21 protein-coding genes are annotated in these 18,152 nt (G+C 41.6%); 14 read left to right on the top strand and 7 right to left on the bottom strand.

All coding sequences use genetic code 11. From position 1 onward, the window contains the following. Window positions 1–22 precede the first annotated feature (22 nt). On the bottom strand, window positions 23–1,243 hold the full coding sequence (locus HHA43_RS09380) for a class I SAM-dependent methyltransferase (protein WP_168542487.1): 1,221 nt from the start codon (window positions 1,241–1,243) through the stop codon (window positions 23–25). Between the two features lie 98 nt (window positions 1,244–1,341). Here HHA43_RS09380 and trhA point away from each other — a divergent pair, with 98 nt between their 5' ends. Both trhA and HHA43_RS09370 read left to right on the top strand, forming a co-directional pair. Then, window positions 1,342–1,989 (top strand): PAQR family membrane homeostasis protein TrhA, encoded by a 648-nt coding sequence (trhA, locus tag HHA43_RS09375; protein WP_168418869.1) that lies wholly within the window; start codon window positions 1,342–1,344, stop codon window positions 1,987–1,989. Window positions 1,990–2,175: 186 nt separating this feature from the next. After that, on the top strand, window positions 2,176–3,489 hold the full coding sequence (locus tag HHA43_RS09370; RefSeq protein WP_168461520.1) for an MFS transporter: 1,314 nt from the start codon (window positions 2,176–2,178) through the stop codon (window positions 3,487–3,489). A 56-nt stretch (window positions 3,490–3,545) separates the two neighbouring features. Here HHA43_RS09370 and HHA43_RS09365 read toward each other — a convergent pair whose 3' ends face one another. Further along, complete coding sequence (locus HHA43_RS09365) at window positions 3,546–4,556, bottom strand: metallophosphoesterase (protein WP_096901572.1); 1,011 nt, start codon at window positions 4,554–4,556, stop codon at window positions 3,546–3,548. Between the two features lie 228 nt (window positions 4,557–4,784). Here HHA43_RS09365 and HHA43_RS09360 point away from each other — a divergent pair, with 228 nt between their 5' ends. Beyond that, window positions 4,785–6,347 carry a phospholipase D family protein gene (locus HHA43_RS09360; protein ID WP_416240604.1) on the top strand — a complete coding sequence of 521 codons (1,563 nt, stop codon included), beginning with the start codon at window positions 4,785–4,787 and terminating at the stop codon, window positions 6,345–6,347. Between the two features lie 57 nt (window positions 6,348–6,404). Here the strand turns inward: HHA43_RS09360 and HHA43_RS09355 are convergent, their stop codons facing one another. Next, window positions 6,405–7,223, bottom strand: a complete 819-nt coding sequence (locus HHA43_RS09355; protein ID WP_168418866.1) for a lysophospholipid acyltransferase family protein — start codon at window positions 7,221–7,223, stop codon at window positions 6,405–6,407. Window positions 7,224–7,544: 321 nt separating this feature from the next. Between HHA43_RS09355 and hflX the strand changes: the two genes are divergently transcribed. The 6 genes from hflX to HHA43_RS09325 all read left to right on the top strand — a co-directional run bounded on the left by hflX (window position 7,545) and on the right by HHA43_RS09325 (window position 11,694). Continuing rightward, on the top strand, window positions 7,545–8,885 hold the full coding sequence (gene hflX / locus HHA43_RS09350) for a ribosome rescue GTPase HflX (RefSeq protein ID WP_168542483.1): 1,341 nt from the start codon (window positions 7,545–7,547) through the stop codon (window positions 8,883–8,885). Between the two features lie 34 nt (window positions 8,886–8,919). After that, window positions 8,920–9,291 (top strand): hypothetical protein, encoded by a 372-nt coding sequence (locus HHA43_RS09345; protein WP_096901574.1) that lies wholly within the window; start codon window positions 8,920–8,922, stop codon window positions 9,289–9,291. Window positions 9,292–9,300: 9 nt separating this feature from the next. Further along, on the top strand, window positions 9,301–9,975 hold the full coding sequence (locus tag HHA43_RS09340) for an LrgB family protein (protein WP_096901575.1): 675 nt from the start codon (window positions 9,301–9,303) through the stop codon (window positions 9,973–9,975). Window positions 9,976–10,063: 88 nt separating this feature from the next. Then, window positions 10,064–10,510 carry a DUF2147 domain-containing protein gene (locus HHA43_RS09335; RefSeq protein ID WP_168542481.1) on the top strand — a complete coding sequence of 149 codons (447 nt, stop codon included), beginning with the start codon at window positions 10,064–10,066 and terminating at the stop codon, window positions 10,508–10,510. Window positions 10,511–10,689: 179 nt separating this feature from the next. Then, entirely contained in the window at window positions 10,690–11,133 is a 444-nt protein-coding gene (locus tag HHA43_RS09330; RefSeq protein WP_168418864.1) for a DUF2147 domain-containing protein, read from the top strand. 108 nt (window positions 11,134–11,241) lie between these two features. Continuing rightward, window positions 11,242–11,694, top strand: a complete 453-nt coding sequence (locus HHA43_RS09325) for a DUF2147 domain-containing protein (RefSeq protein ID WP_168418863.1) — start codon at window positions 11,242–11,244, stop codon at window positions 11,692–11,694. An 83-nt stretch (window positions 11,695–11,777) separates the two neighbouring features. On the opposite strand, the gene HHA43_RS09320 is transcribed toward HHA43_RS09325, so the two are convergent. From HHA43_RS09320 to HHA43_RS09305, 4 genes are all read right to left on the bottom strand, one after another. Further along, window positions 11,778–12,626, bottom strand: coding sequence for a symmetrical bis(5'-nucleosyl)-tetraphosphatase (locus HHA43_RS09320; RefSeq protein ID WP_168461525.1), 849 nt, complete (start codon window positions 12,624–12,626; stop codon window positions 11,778–11,780). Next, a complete protein-coding gene (gene rsmA / locus HHA43_RS09315) occupies window positions 12,626–13,438 on the bottom strand; it encodes a 16S rRNA (adenine(1518)-N(6)/adenine(1519)-N(6))-dimethyltransferase RsmA (protein ID WP_168418861.1) in 813 nt (270 codons plus the stop codon). Before rsmA ends, HHA43_RS09320 begins: the two co-directional genes overlap by 1 nt. Before the next feature lie 19 nt (window positions 13,439–13,457). Further along, entirely contained in the window at window positions 13,458–14,426 is a 969-nt protein-coding gene (gene pdxA, locus HHA43_RS09310; protein ID WP_154321027.1) for a 4-hydroxythreonine-4-phosphate dehydrogenase PdxA, read from the bottom strand. 62 nt (window positions 14,427–14,488) lie between these two features. Then, complete coding sequence (locus HHA43_RS09305; RefSeq protein WP_154321028.1) at window positions 14,489–14,878, bottom strand: hypothetical protein; 390 nt, start codon at window positions 14,876–14,878, stop codon at window positions 14,489–14,491. Between the two features lie 266 nt (window positions 14,879–15,144). Between HHA43_RS09305 and rplM the strand changes: the two genes are divergently transcribed. The 5 genes from rplM (at window position 15,145) to HHA43_RS09280 (ending at window position 17,955) form a co-directional block, all read left to right on the top strand. Next, window positions 15,145–15,573, top strand: coding sequence for a 50S ribosomal protein L13 (gene rplM / locus HHA43_RS09300; protein ID WP_004909012.1), 429 nt, complete (start codon window positions 15,145–15,147; stop codon window positions 15,571–15,573). Window positions 15,574–15,585: 12 nt separating this feature from the next. Then, entirely contained in the window at window positions 15,586–15,972 is a 387-nt protein-coding gene (gene rpsI, locus HHA43_RS09295) for a 30S ribosomal protein S9 (RefSeq protein ID WP_154321029.1), read from the top strand. 223 nt (window positions 15,973–16,195) lie between these two features. After that, window positions 16,196–16,849, top strand: coding sequence for a glutathione S-transferase N-terminal domain-containing protein (locus HHA43_RS09290; protein WP_168418860.1), 654 nt, complete (start codon window positions 16,196–16,198; stop codon window positions 16,847–16,849). A 10-nt stretch (window positions 16,850–16,859) separates the two neighbouring features. After that, complete coding sequence (locus HHA43_RS09285; protein WP_168418859.1) at window positions 16,860–17,288, top strand: ClpXP protease specificity-enhancing factor; 429 nt, start codon at window positions 16,860–16,862, stop codon at window positions 17,286–17,288. A 16-nt stretch (window positions 17,289–17,304) separates the two neighbouring features. Beyond that, window positions 17,305–17,955 carry a hypothetical protein gene (locus tag HHA43_RS09280; protein ID WP_168418858.1) on the top strand — a complete coding sequence of 217 codons (651 nt, stop codon included), beginning with the start codon at window positions 17,305–17,307 and terminating at the stop codon, window positions 17,953–17,955. Window positions 17,956–18,152 lie beyond the last annotated feature (197 nt).

Genomic DNA, 18,152 nt, shown 5'->3' with positions numbered 1-18,152 from the left:
ATTTACTCCAAGCCCATCGACCTTAGCATTTACAGCCAATCCCCTGCTGATCCCACTGATCATTCAACAACAATTCCAAAGAATGTTTCTGAATACCATACATGGCTTTCAGTTCGCGAATTTGAGCCAAAACTGCTTGATCAGGTTGATGAACATCTGCCCGCTTGGTCGCCAAAATCATTTTATTTTTACTGGTATGCTCCAACGAGACAAACTCAAACACTTTGGTGTCATAGCCATAGGCTTTAAGCAATAATGCACGAATGGTATCGGTCAACATTTCTGCTTGCTGTCCTGCATGAATGCCAAACTGCAACATTGGTTTAAGCACACTCGGACTTTGCAATTGTGGACGCAATTCTTTATGACAACACGGTGCACACATAATCATTTGTGCATTCAGGCGAATACCCGTATGAATTGCAAAATCTGTTGCCACATCGCAGGCATGTAATGCAATCATGACATCCAAGTGTTCAGGTTGATAGGTACGGACATCACCCTGAAAAAAGTCCAGCTGCTGAAAATCTGCCGCCTTTGCTACAGACTGACAAAACTCGACCATTTTCGGATTCAATTCCACCCCTGTAACCCAAGGTTTCAATTGCTGCTTTTGCAAATAATCATACAGTGCAAAGGTCAAATAGCCCTTACCTGAACCGAAATCCACCACACGCACGCTTTGCTCAGAAAGATGAATATGCGCCAATGCACCCGCAAAAATTTCAATAAATTTATTAATCTGTTTCCACTTACGCGCCATGCTTGGAATAATCTGCGCCTGCGCATCAGTAATACCTAGAGGCTGTAAAAAAGGACTACTTTGCTCGACATAGCGTTGCTTTTCACGATCATGCCCTTGTTGCTCTTTGGGTTTTGCAGCAGACGTTACCGCTTTACTCATACTGAGCATGGCTTTCTTTTTATTCTTTTTAAGCTGAATTTCTTGATCTAGGGTAAATAAATTCGCCTGTTTACAATCTGCCAATAACTGACTCAATTGTGATTGGGCTTGCGCCAAAGGATAATTTTTGGTGATATCCTGCGTTTTATGACGATACAAACAACTCAATACCTGCTCTTGATTGAGTTGAATAATACGCAGGGTAATTTTTTCTAATTGTTCCAATTCGCCTTTGTACTGGCTAAGTACCACACGATCAAGTTTTTGTGTATCAATGGCTTGCTGAAAAGCCTCCAAGAATTGTTGTTCCTGCACAGAGGGAGAAGCCAAAGTCGACATAGTGAAAACCTGAAAAAATTACAATTCAAGTTTAAATGTTATTACCCTAAAAGCAAAATTGAATTACTATACAGTTGTATAAATAAAAAAGAACACCTATGAAATTGAATGCGCCTTTAGTACCAGATTATGACCATCAAGAGGAACGGATTAACTATCTGAGCCATGGTATTGGTGCAGCTTTGGCATTAATTGGCGGTATTTTTTTACTGATCAAAGGCGCATACCTGAGTACAGGACAATGGCTAGGTTTATGGGCCTATGCCATTAGTATGGTGTTGCTCTTTTCTGCCTCTATGCTGTATCACATGGCAACTGCTGCAGACCGCCGCTATTTTTATAAAAAGCTTGATCACACTGCCATTTATTATTTAATTGCAGGCACCTACACCCCTTTTCTCTCTATTGCCATCCCTACGCCCAAAGCACAATATTTATTAATTGCACTGTGGATCATTGCCCTAATTGGCACCTTGTTCAAACTGGTATTTATCAACCGTTTTCATAAAATTTCTTTAATTGCTTATTTGGTCATGGGCTGGTTGGCCGTTTTGGTCATGGATGATATGCAGGCCTATTTAAGCAGCCAAGCACTAACTTTTTTACTGATTGGTGGCCTTGCTTACACGGTGGGTGCATTGTTTTATGCCTTAAAACGCGTAAGATATACCCACGCAATTTGGCATGTATTTGTCTTGATTGGTGCAGGAGCGCACTTTTTGTCAATTTATCTGTATGTGATTTAATCGCTCTAAAGATACAGTCATCCATCATGTGTGGATTTCTCAGTATTTGATTAAGTCCTGAGATAACATCTTTTGACTTATTTCTTGTTCAAAAAAGTATAACTGCAAGAAGTATTTGCGATTACAGCTGCACCTCTTCTGTCTGTGCTGAATTATATTTTCAAATTCACTTACATAAGGTCCTGTATGGCATCTTCATCTACTGCTGCCGCTGAACAGCCGACTCAAAATTCTAAATTTCGAGTACTGACTGCAAGCTTGGTCGGTACAACCATCGAGTTTTTTGACTTTTATATCTATGCCACTGCGGCAGTGATCATCTTCCCCTATCTGTTCTTTCCGACCAGTACCGACCCAATGACTGCCACCATTCAGTCACTGGCCACCTTTGCAATTGCCTTTATTGCACGTCCTATTGGTGCAGCCCTGTTTGGACATTTGGGTGATCGGATTGGGCGCAAAGCCACCTTGGTTGCAGCCTTACTGACCATGGGCATTTCCACCGTCTGTATTGGCTTACTGCCAACTTATACACAAATTGGTATTGTTGCACCCTTACTTTTGGCACTATGCCGTTTAGGACAAGGCTTAGGCTTAGGTGGAGAATGGTCGGGGGCAGTACTATTAGCCACTGAAAATGCACCCGAAGGCAAGCGAGCTTGGTATGGTATGTTCCCGCAATTAGGCGCACCCATTGGCTTCATTCTGGCGACAGGCTCTTTCTTAACTTTAGGTGCTTTAATGTCTGAACAAGACTTTATGGCGTGGGGTTGGCGTATTCCATTTATTTCCAGTGCCTTACTGGTCATTGTAGGTTTATGGATTCGCTTAAAATTACATGAAACCCCAGCCTTTCAAAAAGTGCTCAATAAACAAAAAGAAGTGAATGTGCCATTTATTCAGGTCTTTAAAAAGCATTCTAAAATGCTGGTTTTAGGTACCGTAGCTGCTATTTGTACCTTTGTGGTGTTTTATCTAACCACGGTATTTGCCTTACAATGGGGCACCAAACAATTAGGCTATTCACGTGAAGAGTTTTTAAAACTTCAACTGTTAGCCACCTTATGCTTTGCGGCTTTTATTCCTTTGTCTGCGGTATTGGCAGAAAAATTTGGGCGTAAAACTACGTCAATTGCAGTGTGTATTATCTCAGCGATTTTTGGTTTATTCTTTGCCGATATGCTTGCTTCGGGCAGTACATGGGTGGTCTTTATTTTCCTGTGCATTGGCTTGGCCATTATGGGACTGACCTATGGGCCAATTGGTACGGTCTTATCCGAGATTTTTCCAACTTCTGTTCGCTACACAGGTTCTGCCTTGACCTTTAACTTGGCAGGTATTTTTGGTGCATCTTTTGCCCCACTCATTGCTACTAAACTTGCCACCAGCTATGGCTTAGCAGCAGTCGGCTATTACCTGAGTGCGGCATCTATCTTATCTTTAATGGCTTTTTTACTGATTCGTGAAACCAAGCATGATGATGTGAACAATCAAATCTAAGTAAATAAAATCACATTAAAAAACCAGCCGAGGCTGGTTTTTTATTTAAATTAATGTCATAACAATTCAATAATATCAATGGTAGGCGGCACGCCAAAACGAAACGGCACACCCACCATGCCCGTGCCCACCGTCACAAAAACATCAGCATGATCATGCCGATATAAACCTTTTTTATGCCCTAAAATCGATACTTTTTTCATCACATAATCGGTTAACCATGGCAACTCAACTTGCCCACCATGGGTATGTCCTGCCAACATCAGCGGACGAGTTGGTAATTTAGGTACCATATCTACTGTATCTGGGTTATGTGATAACAACACCCACGGCTTGTCTTGAGGTAAATCGGGCATATAACGCATGTCGGTTTTACCTGCCCACAAATCGCCAATACCCAACAAACGGAACTCGTCAAACTCGACAATCTTCCCTTCAATATCAATTACATTATTTTGTGCCAAAGCCGTTTGTAAAAGTTCTTGAATAGGCGGACCTGGGTACTGTTCGTCATGGTTCCCATTGACCGAATACACAGGTGCACAAATCTCTTTTAATACAGCAAGTTCCTGAGCCAGTTTATTTTCAGGTTCATAGGTCCAATCTCCTGCCACGACCACAATATCGGGGTTTTGCAAATTGATTTTTTTCACAATTTGCTTGAGTTGACGTTCATGCCCAGAAAACAAACCAATATGTAAATCTGCAATTAAGGCAATTTTGACAGGCTTTAATAAACGGCGGTCTGCATGAATCTGATATTTGGTGGTTTTAACCTGAATTAAATGCGGTTCTATAAAACGTGCATAACTTAATACGGCACTAACCACAAATACAAAAATCGCTTCGTGAACAGAATAATAGCCTTGCATTCCTGCATAGACACTAAAGAACACCAATGGCGGCAACAGATAAGACAAATAAAATGCTAATAAATGCACAAAAGCTTTGAACGGATGAATGGTTTCGGTATTGGCCTGACTGCGCCATGCTTGCGAAACCGCCCACACCGCTAAAATTGCCATGCCAATATAGAAATACAACACCACCGAATCATTATTCCACATAATTGTTCTCTGTTACGTCATACTGCAGCTGCTCAATGTTGCTGTTATTTAGATAGCAACACAGTGCCTTTGCTCGTCGTCTACACACCATTGTCATATTTATCTTTTCATAGCTGACAATTATACTCAAACTCTATTTTTGACTTATTTTCTCCCCATCTGCAAAAAAAGGAATTGAATTTGGCAGACCGCAGCTCATCCATTCGATGCAACCTCCAACGCCGCTATGTGTTATGGCTGAGTTGTGCCCTTATTCTGACCAGTTCAGGCTGCAGCACCTTGCCCAAACAAATTGAACATCCAATTCAGATGGCGTTTGAAACTGCAACCGACCAAACCAGTTTGGCCAAAATTGTGTTGCCACTACGCGAAAAAAATCCACAACTGACGGGTTATCATGTTCTTTATGACCCGCTAGAAGCTTTAGCAGCTCGTATCTACCTGATTAATAGAGCAGAAAAATCTTTAGACCTACAATATTATATTTGGGATAACGACAAAATTGGCGCACTTGCGCTACATGCCATTATTCGCGCAGCAGATCGTGGGGTAAAAGTACGTTTACTGGTAGATGATAACAATGCCAAGAAAATGGAAGGCATTTATCTCGCACTCGATCAGCACAGCAACATCGACATCAAACTATATAACCCGTATCGCTTTCGTCATTATCGTGCGATGGACATGATTCTGGATTTAAAACGTATTAACCGTCGCATGCACAACAAAAGCTTTATTGCCGATAACCAAATTTCTCTGATTGGTGGTCGCAATATGAGTAATCAGTACTATAACGTCAGTGAAAATTATCAATTTTCCGATGTGGATGTCATGCTGGTCGGCTCAGCTTCCGATGAAATCATCCATTCATTTGATGAATACTGGAACGATGACTATGCCTATTCAGTCAAGCAACTGGTCAATCCACGCCATTACACCTTGCGTTATGAAGGTCTAAAGCAACAACTCGAACAACACTACCAAGAAGCCACTGTACAAAATTATCTAGACTTGGTTAGACGCTCCAAAGCCATTGAAGAATGGATGATGCACAACATCCAGTTTGATTGGGTCAGTGCCGAAGTCGTGAAAGATGCTCCAAGCAAAATTAAAGATCGTGCCTCTAAAGAAGAGCATCTCAATTTTCAGTTACTCAATCACTTGGAAAAGCCCAGCAATAGTGTCGATATTATTTCGGCCTACTTCGTCCCTGAACAGTCTGGTGCTCAAAAACTTAAAGACTTAGCCGATGATGGTATTCAGGTACGTGTCTTGACCAACTCCTTTAAAGCCAATGATGTACCTGTGGTACATGCGTTTTATGCCAAATATCGGCAGGATTTACTGGCCAACAATGTGCAACTTTATGAATTCTTGGCTCGCCCTGAAGTGGAAAACCTCAACACGCATACCGATGAAATTTCCAAAAAAGCCAAAGTCAGCATGAAAGGTCTGAGCCGTTCCAGCTTGCATGCCAAGCTCATGGCTTTAGATGAAAAACAGGTCTTTATTGGTTCTTTTAATTTTGATCCACGTTCGGCTTATTTAAATACCGAAATTGGTGTGATTTTAAACAGCCCACCTTTGGCCCGTGCCGTACACCAAACTATGGATGCTAATTTGGCTAAATATGCCTACAAACTGGTTCTAGATGCACAGCAGAATATTCAGTGGCAAATGAAAACACCACAAGGTGAAACCAAAATTCTGAAAAAAGAGCCAGGTATGAAATGGTATCAACGTGGGGCCATGAAAGTCGCCTCATGGCTGCCAATTGAAGGCTTTATGTAGTCTTAACTTGTTTATATGCATGAGCTGATTTTTAAATCAGCTCAGCTCATACCGCTTTTATGATGCAGCCGCTTGTGGTTTCAACACTTTGGCATGTAACTCTGCCAAACCTTCGGTCATGTTCGCTTGCACCACGGCAGTTAAAGATTCTATGTTGTGACCTTCTACCGAAATTGCAGGCAGTGCCATTAAATGTGCCGTTACTTTAGGCATTTCCAACACATCTTTCACATGGTCTACAAAAGTCATGTCATTAATGAACGGAGCAACGGTATCTAGCTCACCCTGTTGATTCACATAACAAATCAAACAAATTTGTACTGGGCGTTTGGCTTCAATTGCAGCCCCTAAAATACGACCATGTACTTTTTTAATTTTAGTACCATCTGAAGTCGTTGCTTCAGGGAAAAATAACACAGGAATATCCTGCTTTAAAAATTGCGTGATTTGTTCACGAATTTTGACCGAATCTCCTGAACCACGCTTAATAAATAGCGTCCCGCCACCTTTGGCTAATTTACCCAATAACGGCCATTTTTCAATTTCAGCCTTGGCAAGAAAAAAGACCCGAGCACTTGAACCCAATACCGCAACATCTAACCATGAAATATGATTGCTGACCCATAGCGCAGGATCATGCGGAATTTCACCATGAACTTGCACTTCAATATTAAAAACTTTGCACAACTGACGGCAAAAATACTGGACATAACGGGTGTTATGCGGGTTGTTGGTGTCTTTATACAATTGGTGACGATAGACCAGATAAAACCCTTCGCCAATAGCTCCCGCTGTGGCCAGTACTTTTTTGCTGTATAAGGCAAACTTGGCAAAGCCATGAATTGGAGAGGAATGAGTTTCAACAGCTGGGTTCATAAGGTGATCACTAATTGTTAAACGCAAAATATCGAATATAAGTCGCAAGTAAACTTGGTCTATAGATCGAACAACACATATTTTGCTCATTCTATACTGTTCAATCTGAACTTGCATTGATAATAAAAACCGAATCTGCCCGCTAAAAATGCGACTTTTTGCAAAATTTAAATGAGGCAAATTCAGTATAGAAATCCCCCCAATTGCTGTGACCAACGCCTAAATAGCAATAAAGATAGGCACAAAAAAATCCAGTCATCTAATTCCCTGCACGATCAGTTTTTCTACTAGAATAAAGCTTTAGTAGGGAGATTGCGCTGAGTGGAAAATTTTGTGCCTCATCAAGAAGGCGAACGTGTTGTACTGGTGAGTGTTCAGGTACAAATACTCGAAGACTTAGATGCCGAAGAATTTCAGCTCTTGGCTGAATCTGCAGGTGCAGAGGTCGTACAACACGTCTACACACAACGCAGCAAACCCGATGCCAAACTGTTTATTGGCTCAGGCAAAGCCGAAGAAATTGCCGTATTGGTACAACAGCACGATGCTAATTTGGTGATTTTTGACCATGCACTCAGCCCCGCGCAGGCACGTAATTTAGAAAAAGTGATGCAGTGCCGTGTGGTCGATCGTACCGAACTGATTTTAGATATTTTTGCCCAGCGTGCCCGTACTTACGAAGGTAAATTACAAGTTGAATTGGCACAATTACAACACCTGTCTTCACGCTTGGTGCGCAGTCGCAGCAACCTAGACAGCCAAAAAGGTGGTATCGGCTTACGTGGGCCAGGCGAAACCTTACTTGAAACAGACCGCCGCCTATTACGTATTCGTATGGGGCAACTCAAAGCCAAACTCGACAAAGTGCGTCAAACCCGTGCCCAAGGCAGAGTAGCACGACAAAAAGCCGCTATTCCAACCGTGTCGCTGGTTGGCTATACCAATGCAGGAAAATCTACCCTATTTAATATTTTGGCACAAAGTGATGTCTATGCGGCAGACCAACTGTTTGCAACCCTTGACCCCACGCTACGCCGCTTAGAATGGGATGGCATTGGTCGCTTAGTCCTCGCAGATACCGTAGGTTTTGTACGCAACCTTTCTCACTCACTGGTGGAGTCTTTTAAAGCCACATTGGAAGAAACCTTGGAAGCCAGTTTGCTGTTGCATGTGATTGATTCAAGCAGCCCCGACCTGATGGAACAAATTGAAGCGGTGGAAGGCGTACTCAAAGAAATTGGCGCAGATGTGCCTATTCTTCGGGTTTACAATAAAATTGATGCGTCAGGTGAAACGGCCAAAATTGTCTATGCCAAACCGCATCAACCTGACCGTGTTTATGTTTCAGCGCATTCAGGCCAAGGACTGGAATTATTAAAACAGGCCGTGCATGAGTGTCTGATGGGACAAATTCAGCCATTTGAACTCAAACTGCAACCTGCCTATGGCAAATTGCGCAATCAACTGTATGAACTAAACGTCATTCAATCTGAACACTATGATGATCAAGGACAATTGCTGCTACAGGTCAATATGGCGCCTCACAAATTGGAACAACTGATTAAACAGGCACATTTACCGATTGAAGAAATTTTAGGTGCGCAGGCGGAACAATTTAAACGTCCGTTAGAAGCATTTGAAATTGACGATCAGATCGGTTAAAACGTGATAAGTGAAATTTTAACGAAAGATCAAAATGAGCAGAATAAAACAGATAGACTGGCCAGCATGGATCGGCACACTCCTCTTGATTATTGTGTTTCGTGAAGCCGCAGTATGGATCATGACTCAGTTTAATCACCCAGAACTTGGCAATTTAGTGGGCTTGCTCAGTTTATTGGCGGTCTTATTTACTTGGCGTAAACTCAGTAAAATTCCTGCTCGTTTGGTCGATACCAACAACAAAATCATGAAAGAAAGTGCATTTGCCTTTTTACCTATTAGCGCAGGTTCATTGATCATGCTGACCCACATGGGCAAACAAATACCAATCTTCCTGATTGTACTGTGTATCAGCACCCTCATTCCGCTTTGGCTCTATGCCAAAATGGCAAAACGCTGGTTGTAGGAGATTAAAATGTTATCTGTTTTATATGGCTTTTTAATTACCCTCATTGCCTATGTTCTGGCAAAACCCTGCAACCAAAAAGTACCGCAAATTCCTGTAATTGTCTTTGGCATGTTCTTTGTGCTGCTACTGTTATACATTTTTGGGATTCCTTACGAAAATTACATGGCGCAAACCAACCCTATTTTTAATCAATTATTGGGTTATGTGACGGTGGCACTGGCCATTCCTCTGGCCGCCATGCGTTATGACGATTTACCACTAAAAGCCATTTTAGGTATTCTACTGTTTGCCAGCATCAGTGCTGTAGCCCTACCTATGGGACTGGCCTATGCCTTGCACATGTCTAGTGCCGATATTATGGCCTTTGCTACACGTGCCGTAACCACACCTATTGCCATTAACATCGCCACACTTTTGGAAGCCCCAATTCAACTGGCTGTCTTGATTGTGATTTTATCGGGTGTTGTAGGTGCTGCTTTCTCACCTTTTATTTTAAGACACATCAATGATGAACGTGCCTCTGGTTTGGCTTTAGGTCTGGCTGCGCATGCAATTGGGACCGCCCAAGCTTGGCAACGTGGTAGCGTAGCTGGACGTTATGCCGCCTTTGGTATGGCCGTCAATGCAGTATTTACCGCAGTATGGCTGCCAACTTTTATACTGTATTTACAAAAAATGTGACTGAGCAATCACTTATTTAGACTTGTCGAGTTTTAACTTTCTTTTTACTATGAAATATACAGTTAGCCAAAAACAAGGAACATTGAACATGGTCAAGATGAGACTCACCGTTGCCTTAATCTGCTCAGCGTTAGGAAGTTTTGCGCTAGCTCAAGATATTACGGGTACTTGGAAAAATATTGATGACAAAACAGGTTCATCAAAAGCAATTTTAGAAATTCGTCAGGAAGCCAATGGCACCTATACGGCTAAAATTGTCAAAGTTACCCCTCGTCCTGGCTACACCCCTAAAGATACCTGTGTCAACTGTCCTGCGCCTTATACCAACCAACCTATTTTAGGAATGGATATACTTAAAGGCTTAAAACATACAGGTGGTACTAACTTCTCTGGTGGAAAAATTATTGACCCATTAAACGGCAATATCTACAGCACCAAAGCCAAATTAAGCAGCAATGGCAAACGTCTGACCATGCGTGGTTATGTGGGCGTATCTGCTCTAGGACGCAGCCAAACTTGGATTAAAAGCGACTAATTAATCGCTTTACTTTTCACTCAAAATGCCACACGTTCGTGGCATTTTTTATTAGTTTTCTTACATTTTAGTCGCAACTTTAAGATTAATTTTTTCTCAAATCGCTTGACTCCTACCACAACCCGCTTTATATCTTGAATAAACCTCTGTGATCAATTTCGGCAATCAAAGGAACTGATATGAAGAAAAATTTACTGATAGGTGCATTTGCAAGCTTAATGTTCAGTGGCAGTTTATTTGCTGCAGACTTAACTGGAACTTGGCAAAGCATTGATGACAAAACTGGCTCACCTAAGGCTTTAATTGAAATTACCAAAGCGGAAAATGGCACGTTTACGGGTAAAATTGTCAAAGTCACACCACGTGCAGGCTATACCCCTAAAACCATTTGTGTCGATTGCCCTGCACCATATACCAATAAACCACTTGTAGGCTTAGAAATTATTAAAGGTTTACAACATGTGGATAACAACAACTATGCCAACGGGCGTATTCTTGATCCACTTGCAGGCAAAATGTACAGCTTAAAAGGACGTCTTGCTGCCAACGGTAAACGCCTAACCTTGCGTGGTTATGTCGGAATTTCCGCCATTGGTCGGACACAAACGTGGATTCGTCAATAAAATCTAACGCATAGTGTCGCATCGGTCATTTTTTCAAGATCCTCAGGGCTTTGTTCAAGCCCTATTCAGAGATTAGACTAGCTGCAAAGACCGAGTAAGGGAAATAAAATGATTCAAAAATTGGCTTTAGGAATAGCCGTCATCTTCGGCAGCCTTAGCACTTTGGCGATGGCACAAGATTTAGCGGGCACTTGGCAACAAATTGATGATAAAACAGGCTCACCCAAAGCTGTCATCGAAATTCGTAAAGAAGCCAATCAAACCTATACGGGTAAAATTATTAAAGTAACTCCACGTCCAGGTTATACCCCACGTGAACTCTGTAATAAATGCCCTGCGCCCTATACTAACCAACCTATTTTAGGGATGGACATTTTAAAAGGCTTACAACAAGTCAAAGACAGCAATAATTACGAAAAAGGACGCGTAATTGATCCATTGGCAGGTCGTATTTACGATGCAAAAATTCGCCTCAACTCGACAGGTAAGCGCTTGACTTTGCGCGCTTATATGGGGGTATCTACACTAGGTCGAAGCCAAACTTGGATTCGGATTCAATAAAATTCAAGATAAAAATAGCCACTTTAATAGGTGGCTGTTTTCATTTCGACATCACATTTTCAAATTATAAAGATAAAGTATTGTTACCATTCTGCCAGCGGATTATCCACTGCAAACAATTGCTGATCTTCCAAACGATACGCCATGAGCTGATTGCCCCACACACAACCGCCATCTACATTTTGAATATTGTCAGCTACCCTTTTCCCTTGCAATGCCGCCCAATGACCAAATACGATTTGATGTGTTTGCGCAGCTAAAGATGGATATTCAAACCACGGTTTAAAACCTTCTGGCATCGGGTCATCTAAGGCATCTTTAAAGCTGAACTCCAAACCACCCTGTAAATTGGCTAAACGCATACGGGTCAAATAATTGGTAATACAACGTAAACGCGCATGTCCCGTTAAATCATCCGACCAAACTGTAGGTTCTGCCCCATACATTTCCTTAAAAAATGCATCCACCACAGCAAAATCTTCATGCCCAATGACCGCTTCGACTTCTTTAGCATAGGCTGCTGTTTGTGCAGCATCCCAAATATGGGGAATACCTGCATGGGTCAAAATCGTATTTTCATTCGGAAAAAGACACAAAGGCTGTTTGCGTAGCCAGTCAATTAAATCATCACTGTCAATCGCATCAATTACATCGCGGGTATTGTCTTGCTCTTTAATTTTCTTTAAGCCACGTGCGCCTGCTAACAGCGTCAAATCGTGATTGCCTAAAACTGTTGCTGCAACGCCGCGATCGACCAGTTTTTTAATAAAGCGCAATGCACCAATTGAGTTTTCACCACGTGCAACCAAGTCGCCAGCAAACCAGATAAAATCCTGATCAGGGTCAAACTGGATTTCTTTAAGTAACAGTTTCAGGGCTTCAAAGCAGCCCTGTACATCGCCAATCACATAGTTGTATCGAATTTCTGCCATTAACTCACCATTTGATCTGCCAATGCGACAAATGCTTCCAAACTTAAAGTTTCAGGACGTGCCATTGGGTCTACCCCTGCACGCTCAAATGCATCTTCAGCCAACATGCCTTTTAAGCTATTACGTAAAGTTTTACGACGCTGGGTAAAAACATGCGACACCAAACGTGCCAATGCCTTTTCATCTTTGGCAATAATTGGTTTGGTTGCATAGGGTTCTAAGCGAAATACAGCAGAAGTCACTTTAGGCGGTGGGTTAAATGCACCAGGCGGCACTTCAAACAAGAAGGTTGGCTTGCAGTAATATTGCATCATCACCGACAAACGCCCATATTCTTTGGTGTTTGGCGATGCGGTAATACGATCCACCACTTCTTTTTGCAGCATAAAGTGCATGTCTTTGACTTTGTCGCCAAATTCTAAGAGATGGAACAATAACGGAGTCGAAATATTGTAAGGCAAGTTCCCGACCACACGTAAAGGACGGCCTTCAGCAAATAATTCACTAAAATCGTATTTCAGGGCATCACTTTCAACAATGGTCAAGCGTTCGGGATGCGGTACACGCCCTGGCAAGCCTGCAGCCAAATCACGGTCTAACTCCACTACAGTCAAGGCATCACACTCACCAATTAAAGGTGAGGTCAATGCAGCCAAACCCGGCCCAATCTCGATAATATTATCACCCGGACGTGGGTTAACAGAGCGTACAATTTTGGCAATCACACGTTGGTCATGTAAAAAGTTTTGACCAAAGCGTTTACGAGCCTGATGCCCTTCTTCCTTTGGGTTTAGGGCATTAATTTGATACATAAAGATTTCCAAGCTGAGATTATGAACGTGCTAAATCCAGCGCTAAATCGACAGCAACATGCAAGCTAGAACTTTTCGCAAGTCCTGTACCTGCGAGGGAGAGCGCTGTGCCGTGATCGACTGAAGTGCGAATAAACGGTAAGCCTAAAGTAATATTAATTGCTTCACCAAAGCCCTGAGATTTTAACACAGGTAAACCCTGATCGTGATACATCGCCAATACTGCATCAGCATCTTTTAAATTTTCAGGGGTAAACAACGTATCTGCAGGCAAACTCAGGCTTAGGTTTTCCCCACGGTTACGGTAATTTTGCAGCACAGGATTAATGACTTCAATTTCTTCCATGCCTAAATAACCATCTTCACCCGCATGTGGATTCAAACCACACACCAACACTTTAGGATGCTCGATCTTAAATTTACTTTTTAAATCATGCAGCAAAATATCAATCACCTGCTGCAAACGGGTTTTGCTAATCGCATCTGCGACTGCACGTAACGGTAAATGCGTTGTTACGAGGGCAACACGTAGCGTTTTAGTCGCCAACATCATCACCACACGTTCTACACCTGCAAACTCCTGATAATATTCAGTATGTCCACTAAACGAAATGCCCGCTTCATTAATAATCGATTTTTGTACTGGCGCTGTCGCAACACCGACACTTTTGCCCGTCATGGCATACGATGCAGAACGACGTAATTGCTCTAACACATAAGCCGCATTTTGAGCATTTAAATGACCAAGTTGTACCTCTGCGGCCAAGGGCACATGTTCAACATACAACTGCCCCACTGCAGCTGCGTGCTGCTGACCTAAATATTCAATCAATTCGACTTTTTGGTTTAGAATTTCGGCACGTTGTTGTAATAATTGATGATCTGCCAATACCACAATTGGACGCTCATCCACTCGGTCTGCCAAACTCAAGCAAATATCAGGTCCAATCCCTGCGGGTTCACCACTGGTGACATATAAAGGTCGCATAAATGCTCAGTCCAGATTTATCTAAGGATAATTAAAGTATAGCGCCATCTTAGTTGATTGTTTTATTTCCAGTCCAAGATAAATCGAGTCTGCAAAATCCCTTGCACATGCGCCCATTCAGAAATAGCGGTAACAGCAACACCCAATAACAGCCCCATCATCAATATTTTTTGTGATTTTTTCAGCACCTCCCGATATTGGGTGTCTGCTAAACACAGCAAAATGATTCCACCAACGCCATACAATAAAAATGGGAAAAGTGCTAAATGGAAAAAAATTGAATACAGTAATAAGATGCTAAACACATCCACACCATATACAGCACCCAATACTACAAAAGCCAGCATATAGACACTGAGCAATGTAATAAAACATCCAGCAATAAATTTAATGAATTTTGAAGTAGGTAGATCAGACTGCTGCTGTATTTCTGATTGCAAATCTTGCGACATCCTATCCCCCCTTTTGTTTCAATATTATCTACTAAAAACTTTACTTATAACCCTATAAAGGCGATTTAAAACAGCATAAATCTAGGCTTTTAATGTTGAATGTTACAAATTTATTCAACTTTTCTTTTGTATTTAAGCTCGCTAAAATATAGCGCTTAAAATGTGACATTTCCATTGTGGTTCTAGTTAATTTCAGGTAGAATTCGGACTCCTTTTTGTTTGGACAGCTTCCATAGTCCAAACCAACTATAATAGGTAGTGGTTTAATGAAAACTCTCAGCGCTAAGCCAGCTGAAGTTCAACACGACTGGTACGTTGTTGATGCTTCTGGCAAAACTCTAGGTCGCCTTGCGACAGAAATCGCTCGTCGTTTACGCGGTAAGCACAAAACTTCTTATACTCCTCACGTTGACACTGGTGACTACATCGTTGTTATCAATGCTGAGCAAGTTCAAGTGACTGGTAACAAATCACTTGATAAGAAATACTATCGCCACACTGGTTTCCCTGGTGGTATCCGTGAAACTAATTTCGAGAAATTAGTTGCTCACAAACCAGAAGAAATCTTCCAACGCGCTGTAAAAGGCATGTTGCCAAAAGGTCCTCTTGGTTATGCTATGATCAAGAAAATGAAAGTGTACGCTGGTGCTGAGCATCCTCACACAGCTCAACAGCCACAAGTTTTGGACATCTAAGGGATACAGCACATGGCTACTAATTATGGTACAGGTCGCCGTAAGACCGCAACTGCACGTGTTTTCTTATCAGCTGGTACAGGTAAACTCGTAATTAACAACCGTACTCTTGAGCAATATTTCGGTCGTGAAACTGCTCGTATGATCGTACGTCAACCGTTAGAACTTCTTGAAGCTACTGACAAATATGACCTTTACATCACTGTTGCTGGTGGTGGTATTGGTGGTCAAGCTGGTGCTATCCGTCACGGTATTACTCGTGCATTGATCGCATCTGACGACACTTTAAAACCTGCTCTTCGTCAAGCTGGTTTCGTTACTCGTGATGCTCGTGAAGTTGAACGTAAGAAACTTGGTTTACGTAAAGCACGTAAACGTCCACAATTCTCTAAACGTTAATTCGTTTACCTAATCGGACACAAAAAGCCTTGGATTTTCCAAGGCTTTTTTATTTGCATAACAACACCAAGATATACGATTCAACCAAAATCTACACTTTAGCTACTTATAAAACCCAATCAGCATCTCAATAAATATCTCATACACTTTTGTCAGGTTTGCTGCGTGATTTTAGTCACCAAGTCTAGTATCCTATTCTATTCATTTGGTTTTATATCGGATTATGTCAGTCGAAAACGCACCTTTACAAGGCATCACCCTCTATAGTCATGCAGACGACTTTCGCTCACATTGGATTCGTTACGTTCTTGCCGAAAAACAAATCAAATATCAACTGATTCTTGTCGATCATGAGGATGAAGACCTCGCTAGTCTCAATCCCTACAATCAATTGCCCATATTATTAGAAAATGATCTCAAATTATTCAATAGCAGCATAATTTCAGAATATCTAGATGATCGTTATCGACAAAATAAGCTCTATGCCGATGCCCCTATGCCACGCGCAGAACAACGTCAATATATCTGGCGCTTTGAGCACGATTGGTTCAAGCTCGCCGATGACATGCTGCGCCACCCTGACAGCTTAAATAGCCAAGCACAACGTACAGCACAAAAACAATTACGTGATACACTCATTTCACTCACACCACTGTTTCAACATTATCCTTTTTTTATGTCTGAAACATTTAATATTTTAGACTGCATGCTAGCGCCATTATTTATACGACTCAAAGCCATGGGCATTGAGCTACCCAAACAACACTGTAGACCTATTTTTCTCTATTGCCAGCGTATTTTTAATCGCCCTGCATTTTTAAAATCAATGACATTGCAGGAAAAAAACCGCTATCAGGAATTTTTAATTCATACTTAAAGAGCACATTATGTCTGAATCTGAAATCAACTTAAGTCCGACCCGTCCCTATTTAGCTCGCGCAATTTATGACTGGATTTGCGACAACCAACTCACGCCACATTTATTGGTAGACGCTACACAGCCGAATACGCTTGTTCCTGAACAATTTGTGCAGGATGGTCAGATAGTATTAAACATTGTTCCACATGCTGTACACGCCTTACACATGAGCAATGATGCAATTACATTCTCCGCACGCTTTGGTGGTGTTTCACGCGACTTATATGTGCCAATGAATGCGGTACTAGGGATTTACGCTCGAGAAAATGGACAAGGCTTATTCTTTGATCCGAGCGAGTATCAACATATCCAAAATGATGAAGATGCTTTAGAATTAAAGACTGAAGAAAAACCCGAACAAACTAAGAAAAAACCAAGCCTTAGATTATTAGATTAAAACAATGGAGTAGTGAATGGCTTTTGATTTAGTACAATATTTTGCAGCGCAGATTAAACTTCAAAAGCCATCGCTTTTGAAACAATATGACTCGGTAGAGCGTGATCAATATATTCAAGAAATTAACGCACTCAGCCTAGGTAAATTGGTAAGTTTATGGCGTGAAGATAATCAAAAACTTTATCAGGAAATAGATAGCCAAGATGAACTCTATATTCAAGAAGTTGCACGCCGCCTAACCACATCAACTGCCAATGAATCCACACTAAGCAAAACCGAACTAGAGCACAACATTAGTGAAATACTAGCCTTACAATTGGCTGAGCTCAAGCAACTGGATCATACTGGCAATTTTGGTAATAAAGGCATAGGCGAGTTATTGCTTGGCCAAATCGAGCATTTATCTGGTCAGGCTGATGATTGGATTTGGTCAACAAACGAACTAACAGAGCTAAAAGGCTCTAAACCAATTCCACAAGAAGAGCTATCATTAGAAGCATCAATGAAGGAGTTTAATCAAATGGTTCAACAACATAGCCACGACAATCACGCAGAAATTGAGCTTATAGAAGCAACTGTTCCAACATGGTCTAAAGTTTTAGAGCCTATTGTTGCAATTGCGATTCTTGCTATTCTTTGGTGTGCTGTTACTCAATTATTTGCTTGATAACACTTCAGTCAAACTAGACCAATTTAAAACCATCCATTGATGGTTTTATTTTTTGGTGTTCTTTATTTTTATTCTTTTTAATTTTAATTCAGGCATAAAAAAACACCCTCAACGCTTGTTGAGGGTGTTTGAATAATGAGCTGGCGATGACTTACTCTCACATGGGTAACCCCACACTACCATCAGCGCGAAGA

It is taken from the genome of Acinetobacter sp. A2 (genome assembly GCF_012371325.1).
Lineage (GTDB): Bacteria > Pseudomonadota > Gammaproteobacteria > Pseudomonadales > Moraxellaceae > Acinetobacter.
Note: the sequence above shows the minus strand (reverse complement) of the source record. Positions and strands in the feature narration are given on the sequence as shown.